Raw genomic sequence first — 7,289 nt, 5'->3', positions numbered from 1 at the left:
GTTCCATATTTGGGATGGCATGTTAAAATAGATAGAGATGCATAAGAAACAGGCACAGAGACCGAATTGGTTCGCCCGACACTTCGTTCTCGGAGAATGAACATGCCCCATCCGGAAAGCACTACCCGCCGTCAGATCCTGGAATTGCTCAAACGCAAGGGCGAAATGACAGCCGGTCAACTCGCCAGGGAGATCGGGATCACATCGATGGGCGTTCGCCAGCACCTCAGCGGACTGGAGCGCGATGATCTGGTCGAGACGCGGGTCGTGCGCCAGGACCGGGGAAGGCCCGCCCATTATTTCGTCCTGACGGATGCTGCCGAGCACCTGTTCCCGATACGGTACGGCCAACTCGCGGTGGAACTGCTCGAACAGATCGCCGAAACCGACGGTACGGAGAAGGTCGACAGCCTCTTCGCCTTGCGCACGGAACGGCTTGAAACGGAATACAAACAACAGATGGCCGGACAGCACCTCGCGGAACAGGTGCGCGTTCTCGCAGAAATCCGGGACCGGGAGGGATACATGGCCGAATCCCACTTGGACGGCGATGAGTATATCCTGGTGGAGCATCACTGCCCGATCTACGAGATCGCACGCCGATTCCCGAAGGTCTGCCAGTTCGAACAGGAATTGTTCGAACGTACGCTCGATGCCGGGGTGCGACGGGACGAGCACAAGATAGTTGGAGACGACCGCTGCCGGTACCTGGTCCGGAAGCAGGACATTTCCCATGAGTAAACCCCGCATCTGGTACCTGCCGACGCCGTCCCACACCGCCGGCGTCTTCAAGGATGAGACCTACCGGCGGTTGCTGGCCGGCTTCGACGTGGTGGAGAACGTAACCGACCGTGCGTTGACCGCCGGAGAGGTGGAAGAAGGGATCGCCGGCTTCGACGGGCTGGTCACCGGATGGGGGGTTATGCCGATCAGCGCAGCCGCGCTGCAGCGTGCGGACAAGCTGAAGATCGTCGTCCACTCCGCCGGATCGGTCAAGTACCTGTTCACTTCGGAGATGGTCACCGGCCAACTGGTGCCCGGGGGGATCCGCGTCGTCAGCGCGCGTGGCGCCATCGCCCTCAACGTGGCGGAACACGCGGTCGGCGCCTTGATCATGATGAGCCGCAGGTGGGTCCACGACACGCTCAATATCCGTAACAGGGGCATGTGGCGGGATCCGGACAAGAACTGGTCGAACCAGTTCCTGCGCGGCGCCACGGTGGGCATCGTCAGCGCCAGCATGGTGGGACGGGAGGTGATCCGGCTGCTCCGGCCCTTCAACGTCCGCATGCTCGTCTTCGATCCCTACCTGAGTGATTGGGACGCCGGCCGTATGAACGTGGAACGGGTGGATCTGAACACGCTGTTCGAGGCGTCGAACATGGTGACCATACACGCGCCGTCCATCCCGGAGACGGACCGCATGATCGGCGCGGAGCAACTGCGGCTATTACGGGACGACGGTGTCCTGGTCAACACCTCGCGGGGATCCGTCCTGGACCACGACGCGCTGTACGAACAAGCGAAGACCGGCAGGATCCAGGTCCAGCTTGACGTGACCACGCCCGAACCCCTGCCGCCCGATCATCGGCTGCGGTCCCTCCCCAACGTGGTCATCACGCCCCACAGCTCGGGCACGGGCGCTTACGGCCACCTCACGATCGGCGAGATCACGCTGGGCGCGCTGGAGCACTTCTTCTCGGGACGGGAACCGGTACCGGGGGAGGTGGACCTGGGAAACTGGGGGCAGATTGCGTAGGGGCCTAGACCCGCCGACGGGCCGCCATCACCGTATTCTCCATCAGCATGGCCACGGTCATGGGACCGACGCCCCCGATGCGGGGCGTGATCCATCCGGCGACCTCGCCCACGTCCTCGTCCACATCGCTGAGGAGCTTCTTGCCCTTCCTGGTGATGCCGGCTGCCACCACGGCCGCGCCGGGTTTCACCATGTCCTTCGTGATCAGTCCGGGCGATCCCGCGGCGGCGATGATGATGTCGGCTTCGCGCAGGTGGGCGGCCAGGTCGGGTACGGCCGAATGCAGTACGGTGACCGCCGCGTTGCAGTGGGGCCGTTTCAACGACAGCAGGAGGGCCAGCGGCCGACCGATGGTCAGTCCGCGGCCCACGATCGTCACGTTCTTGCCTTCGATGGGCACGCCGTAATGGACCAGCAGGGCGAGGATGCCGTTGGGCGTGCAGGGCAGGGGGCCCGGCTTGCCGATCACCAGCCGGCCCAGGTTGATGGGATTGAGCCCGTCTGCGTCCTTGTCCGGCGCTACGGAGAGCAGCGCTTCGTCCTCATCGAGTCCTTCCGGCAGCGGGATCTGAACCAGGATCGCGTCGACCTCCGGATCTTCGTTCATGCGGCCGATGGTCTGCAGCAGTTCTTCCTGTGAAGTGGATGCGGGCATGTGGGTATGGATGGACCGGATGCCGATCTCGTCGCACGCCCGGTGTTTCATGGAGATATAGGTCGCGCTGGGCCCGTCGTCGCCAACCAGGATCGTCGCCAGCCCAGGCGTGATCCCCCGCTCCCGCATTTCGGCCGTTTCATTCGCGAGCCTGGCCTGCATCTCGTCGGCCAGCGTGCGGCCGCTCATGATGACCGGGCCATTGCCGGAACTCATTGGCTTTCCCCTACTCGATCCCCGCGGCCTTCTTCGCCACATCCATGCACCGCAGCAGGTCGTATCCGCGAAATATGGTTATCTTCTGCGCCTCGAGCGAGCCCTCGGCATGGATAGCCAGCAGCTCGTGGTACCCGCCGAAATCCGAAGCCGTGAGGTCGCGGATGAGATTGATGGCCTTCATCCGGTCCATGGTCGGCACGCCCTTGCGCCCGCCCAGGTAGCGCTCCAGGTCGCTCTTCGTCTCCTCGTTGTGCCAGTCCGCTTCCGACGGGCCTGTGACCAGCAGGGCCCCGGCGATGTCCTGCACATCCCGCACCGCCTCGTGATAATTGTTGGCGAAATGATACTTGGCGATGTTGGTCGTGAGCGTGTCCGGTACCGCAATGCCGTCCACCACCTTGCAGTCCATGGCGGCCGCGCGGGTCAGGGCGCGGACCGTCTCCGTGTAGGTGATGAGACGCGTGGCCTTGTCGCGGATGTGGCTCGCCTTCTCCACCCCGTTGTACACGGCGATCAGGGAGGCTGCGCCGATGAAGAGGTCGAGGAGCGGCGGCTTGTAGGACACGGCCGTGAACCGGTGAAACTCCACGAAGGCGTTGGCCAGCACCCCGGCGAAATCCCACTCGCCGGCCAGGAAGACCCGCTCGTTCGGTACGAACACGTCGTCGAACACGGTCAGGGTTTCGACCAGGTGGTGCTTCGAGCTGACCGGGTGGTGATAGGTGCTCTCGCCCGAGAACCCGAAGGGACTGGCGATGAGCCGCACGCCCGGTGTGTTGACGGGCACGGCGAAGGCCACGGCGTAGTCCCTGTCCTCTTCCGAGATGGCCCGTGTGGGCAGCACGACCACTTCGTCCACGAAGGCGGTCCCCGTAGTATGGGCCTTGGCTCCGCGGACGACGATGCCGTCGGGACGGCGTTCCACGATCCGCACGTAGTAATCGGGGTGGGTCTGCTGGGATGGGAGGCGGCTGCGGTCCCCCTTGGCATCCGTCTGGGCCACGGCCATGCTCAGGTCGCGGTCGCGGCATTCGGCGTGGTAGTTCTTCACGCGATCCAGGTACCCTGTGCCATGTTTCTCGTCGATCTGCCGCGCGACGAGCCGGAGCGAGAAAAGGGCGTCCGTGCCGATTTCCTTGATGAGCAGGACCACGCCGCTGCCCTCGCGGGTACTCGTCTCGATCATCTCCCGGCGCTTCAGCAGGTCCTCCGTGTTAGCCGGCGGGATGAAGTAGCGGCTGACGCGCTCACCCGACTCGGGACACAACGCGGTGAACAGGTCCCGGTGCGCTTCGTCCTCGGCGAGGTGATAGTCCAGTGCCGTGTGCTTAGCGCCCACGCGCAATTCCGGATGCGCCATGAGGTCCGGCACCCGCTCGCCGCGAAAGTAGATCGTCCTGCCGTCCCGCAATCCTTCCAGGTATTCTTCGGCCGTTCTCAAACCCATTTTCGGTCTCCGGTCAGTTTCATGATTACAATCAGGCTGCGCTCCAACCCCCGTCGACCATCAAAACCGATCCGGTCGTAAAGGATGCCTGGTCGGAAGCCAGGAACAGGATGGCTTGTGCCACTTCATCAGGCACACCGAAACGGTCCATGGGGTGCTTTTTCTTCAGTCGTTGGTACATGGCGGCATGGGCCTGCACGGATTCCGTCATGGGGGTATCCACCCACCCCGGCGCTACGGCGTTGACCCGAATCCCGCGATCTGCGAACTCGACGGCCAGGACACGCGTCAACTGGTCAAGTCCCGCCTTGGAGGCGCCATAGGCCGCCGACTTCTTCATTCCCGATTGCGCGAGGATCGAGCTGACGTTGACGATACTCCCGGCGCTCCGGGAAATCATGCCGGGCAGGACGGCCCGGATCATGCGGAACGCGCCGGAGAGGTTGGTGGCTAAGGTTTGGTCCCACAACTCGTCCGTAATCTCGGCGGCGTCCATCAGCGTCGCCGTCCCCGCGTTGTTGACCAGCACGTCGATCTTCCCAAAGGTGGCTGTCGTCTGGTCGACCATCCGCTGGCAATCTTCGGTGATGGCCACATCCCCGGTAACGGCCACCGCTCGTCCGCCCTTAGCCTCTATGGCGGTAACGACTTCATCCAGCGGAGCCTTCCTGCGCCCCGTAACGCAGACGGCCGCGCCTTCCTCGGCAAAGAGTCTCGCCGTGGCGGCCCCGATCCCCGTTCCGCCGCCCGTGATGAGCGCGATGCGCCCTTCTAGTTTCAATGTCGGTTCTCCCGGAGTGCGTTCTCGGTCGGTGTGCCGGCGGTCTTCGAGCGGCCGGTCGGCGTGCTATCTGGCTGGACGCCATCAGTCAATACGCCCTCGGCCATCAGTCAATGCGCCATCGGTCAGCGGCCGGCCAACGCGCCATCGGCCAGCGCGCCATCGATCAGTTCGCCTCCGGTCAGCGCACCTTCTCCGAAGATAACGGGGAAGGTTTCACCGGTATTGACCGCCCGCGTGGACGCGTCCATGTACGCGATGCTGAATGCCCGGCGGGGCTTTCCGGTTGGATTGCGGGCCGACCGGTGCAGGAGCAGGTTGTTCAGCAAAATGGCCTCGCCCGCCTCGGCTTCCATGTAGATACAGTCTTCATCGCGTGCGTATCTGGCCTGGTCCTCCTCCGACGGGAAGTGCATCTCGTTGATCACGCCGTGCTTGTGGCTGCCGGGCACGACCTGCATGCAGCCGTTTTCCACCGTCGCCGGATCGAGGGCGGTCCAGATCGTCACCTCCGGATTCGAATCCAGCCCCCACCCGATGCCGACGTCCTGGTGCCAGGGGAGATGGGTGCCGTGCTCGGCCGGTTTGTTCATGAACATGGCCCGGAAGATGGAGACGTTCGGACCGATGAGGGCCTCCGTGACCTCCCGGAAAAACGGATGCTGCATGTATCCCAGGTAGAGCGGATCCAGCTGCAGATCGTCGATGCGCCGGTAAGCGAGCGTCTCCTCGCTTTCCTCGAACGTCCTCGTCGGCAGTTCACCGTACTCGCCCGTCGTCGTGTCGCGCTGCATGGGCATGCCCTCGTAGCGGACCTTGCCCATCATGATGTCGTCGATGCGGTCGCGCATGGCCCGCAGGTGTTCGTCGGAAGCCACCCGGCCGAGACGTAGGTAGCCTTCCTCGGCAAACCGGGCCAGCTCGCTCATGCCGAAATTATGTATGGCCATTGGAACCTCTTTTTTATCGATATCGAACGAGTCGGATACGCAAACCGTATCACGCACGATAACCTTATGTCAAGCGATATTCCGAATGCCCTTGACACAAGTTACTGTGCCATTACGCTTTACCCAAAATGGCGACGTTTGGCGGTGTGTAGATCACGCAGCTGAGGACGGAGAAGACCATGACGGAACAGGACGTTCGGAACTGGCTCGACGAATACGGCCGTGCCTGGGAGGGTAGCGACCCGGACCAGGTGGTGACGCTGTTTGCCGAGACGGCCACTTATCGGGAAACGCCCTTTGATGAACCAATGAGAGGACGGCACGAAATTCGGGCGTATTGGCAGAAGTACGCGGTGGAAACACACGAGAACATCGAGTTTGCGTCGCAGGTCTGGGCGGTAAGAGACGATACCGCGATTGCCGGCTGGCAAGCCCAATACACGCTGCAGGCAACCGGAGCGCGGGTCACGCTCGACGGGACGTTCAGGCTCGTGTTTTCAAGCGAACAGGGCACTCTTCAGTGCACCGCCCTCGAAGAGTGGTGGCACAGAAAAGAAACGTGAGCCTGTAGATTGTAGATTCCGATCGCCCCTGGTTAGTCTCTACAACACCCCGGCCACGCGGAAGAAGTTCTCCAGGATCTTCCGGCCGTGGGGGTAGACGTCGACGTAGTATTCCGGGTGGAACTGCGTGCCGTACAGGGGCCGCTCCCGGTGCCTGATCGCCTGGATCCGGCAGTTCTCGTTCGACGCTATGAGATCGAAGTCCGGCGGCACGGTCTTCATCTCCGCGTAGTGCGACTGCCGGACGACCACCGGATCGGGCAGTTTGTCGAACAGCGGATCGGGCCGCACCGGACTCACCGGGTAAAATCCTTCTTCGCAGAAATAGCCCAGCGCATCGGGATTGGGATCGAGCACGTCGGGTTCGCCGGGCCGCAGCGGCCGCATCATCTCGTCTTCGAGTTCCGTCAGGTTGCGAAAACCGTCGTTGAACATGAACCCCATGAGCTGGTGGCTGGCGCACAGTCCCAGGGTTGGCACGTCCGCCATCGCGTTCAGCGTATCCTCAAAACCGTAAAACGCATCGGGTTTGAAATGCTGGAAGAAGGTGCCGGCGCCGCTGAGCAGCATAGCGCGAGGCTTCAGCGGGGCCACGATCTCCGGCGTCATCTGCTCCTGGTGCAGCATCAGGCACGGTTGCCCGGAGATTTCCTCGAGACGTCTCTTCAGCCAGAAATCCCTGCCGTCCTTGTTATAAGACTCCAGCGTCCCGATGCGTATCCAGATGATCAAGTAGACATCCGTCCTGTTTGGAAACCAAACGCGCACATTTCAACGAGAGACAACCTTCTACGCTCAGCCGACCAAGGCTTGTCAGGATCGCGCAACGCATCTTTTATAGGGTCACACGGCATGCCAATCTCCGTCATGGGGTTATTTCTTGAGAATCTTCAAAATCCTATCCAGTGTTTCCCC

General features: G+C 62.5%; 8 protein-coding genes. 3 read left to right on the top strand and 5 right to left on the bottom strand.

The window, feature by feature from the left end; all coding sequences use genetic code 11:
- The first annotated feature begins 96 nt into the window (after positions 1 to 96).
- On the top strand, positions 97 to 741 hold the full coding sequence (locus tag F4Z81_06075) for a transcriptional regulator (protein MXW04617.1): 645 nt from the start codon (positions 97 to 99) through the stop codon (positions 739 to 741).
- Positions 734 to 1,759: a hydroxyacid dehydrogenase gene (locus F4Z81_06070; protein ID MXW04616.1), complete on the top strand. Its 1,026-nt coding sequence runs from the start codon at positions 734 to 736 to the stop codon at positions 1,757 to 1,759. Before F4Z81_06075 ends, F4Z81_06070 begins: the two co-directional genes overlap by 8 nt.
- Before the next feature lie 4 nt (positions 1,760 to 1,763).
- Here F4Z81_06070 and F4Z81_06065 read toward each other — a convergent pair whose 3' ends face one another.
- The 4 genes from F4Z81_06065 to F4Z81_06050 form a co-directional block, all read right to left on the bottom strand.
- On the bottom strand, positions 1,764 to 2,630 hold the full coding sequence (locus F4Z81_06065) for a bifunctional 5,10-methylenetetrahydrofolate dehydrogenase/5,10-methenyltetrahydrofolate cyclohydrolase (GenBank protein MXW04615.1): 867 nt from the start codon (positions 2,628 to 2,630) through the stop codon (positions 1,764 to 1,766).
- A 10-nt stretch (positions 2,631 to 2,640) separates the two neighbouring features.
- The gene (locus tag F4Z81_06060; GenBank protein MXW04614.1) at positions 2,641 to 4,080 is read right to left on the bottom strand and encodes a gamma-aminobutyrate dehydratase; all 1,440 of its coding nucleotides are present in this window, start codon (positions 4,078 to 4,080) and stop codon (positions 2,641 to 2,643) included.
- A gap of 31 nt (positions 4,081 to 4,111) precedes the next feature.
- A complete protein-coding gene (locus F4Z81_06055) occupies positions 4,112 to 4,861 on the bottom strand; it encodes an SDR family oxidoreductase (protein ID MXW04613.1) in 750 nt (249 codons plus the stop codon).
- Between the two features lie 125 nt (positions 4,862 to 4,986).
- Positions 4,987 to 5,811, bottom strand: a complete 825-nt coding sequence (locus tag F4Z81_06050; protein MXW04612.1) for a phytanoyl-CoA dioxygenase family protein — start codon at positions 5,809 to 5,811, stop codon at positions 4,987 to 4,989.
- A 179-nt stretch (positions 5,812 to 5,990) separates the two neighbouring features.
- Here F4Z81_06050 and F4Z81_06045 point away from each other — a divergent pair, with 179 nt between their 5' ends.
- Positions 5,991 to 6,374, top strand: a complete 384-nt coding sequence (locus tag F4Z81_06045) for a nuclear transport factor 2 family protein (GenBank protein ID MXW04611.1) — start codon at positions 5,991 to 5,993, stop codon at positions 6,372 to 6,374.
- Positions 6,375 to 6,413: 39 nt separating this feature from the next.
- On the opposite strand, the gene F4Z81_06040 is transcribed toward F4Z81_06045, so the two are convergent.
- Positions 6,414 to 7,106 carry a hypothetical protein gene (locus F4Z81_06040; protein MXW04610.1) on the bottom strand — a complete coding sequence of 231 codons (693 nt, stop codon included), beginning with the start codon at positions 7,104 to 7,106 and terminating at the stop codon, positions 6,414 to 6,416.
- Positions 7,107 to 7,289 lie beyond the last annotated feature (183 nt).

The organism is Gemmatimonadota bacterium (assembly GCA_009835325.1).
Taxonomy (GTDB): domain Bacteria; phylum JAAXHH01; class JAAXHH01; order JAAXHH01; family JAAXHH01; genus JAAXHH01.
This window is presented reverse-complemented; position numbering and strand designations above follow the sequence as displayed.

Excerpts from the sequence above, each read along its gene's own strand:
- F4Z81_06075 (MXW04617.1), top strand. The coding sequence starts at position 97 with ATGAACATGCCCCATCCGGAAAGCACTACCCGCCGTCAGATCCTGGAA.
- F4Z81_06070 (MXW04616.1), top strand. The coding sequence starts at position 734 with ATGAGTAAACCCCGCATCTGGTACCTGCCGACGCCGTCCCACACCGCC.
- F4Z81_06065 (MXW04615.1), bottom strand. The coding sequence starts at position 2,630 with ATGAGTTCCGGCAATGGCCCGGTCATCATGAGCGGCCGCACGCTGGCC.
- F4Z81_06060 (MXW04614.1), bottom strand. The coding sequence starts at position 4,080 with ATGGGTTTGAGAACGGCCGAAGAATACCTGGAAGGATTGCGGGACGGC.
- F4Z81_06050 (MXW04612.1), bottom strand. The coding sequence starts at position 5,811 with ATGGCCATACATAATTTCGGCATGAGCGAGCTGGCCCGGTTTGCCGAG.
- F4Z81_06045 (MXW04611.1), top strand. The coding sequence starts at position 5,991 with ATGACGGAACAGGACGTTCGGAACTGGCTCGACGAATACGGCCGTGCC.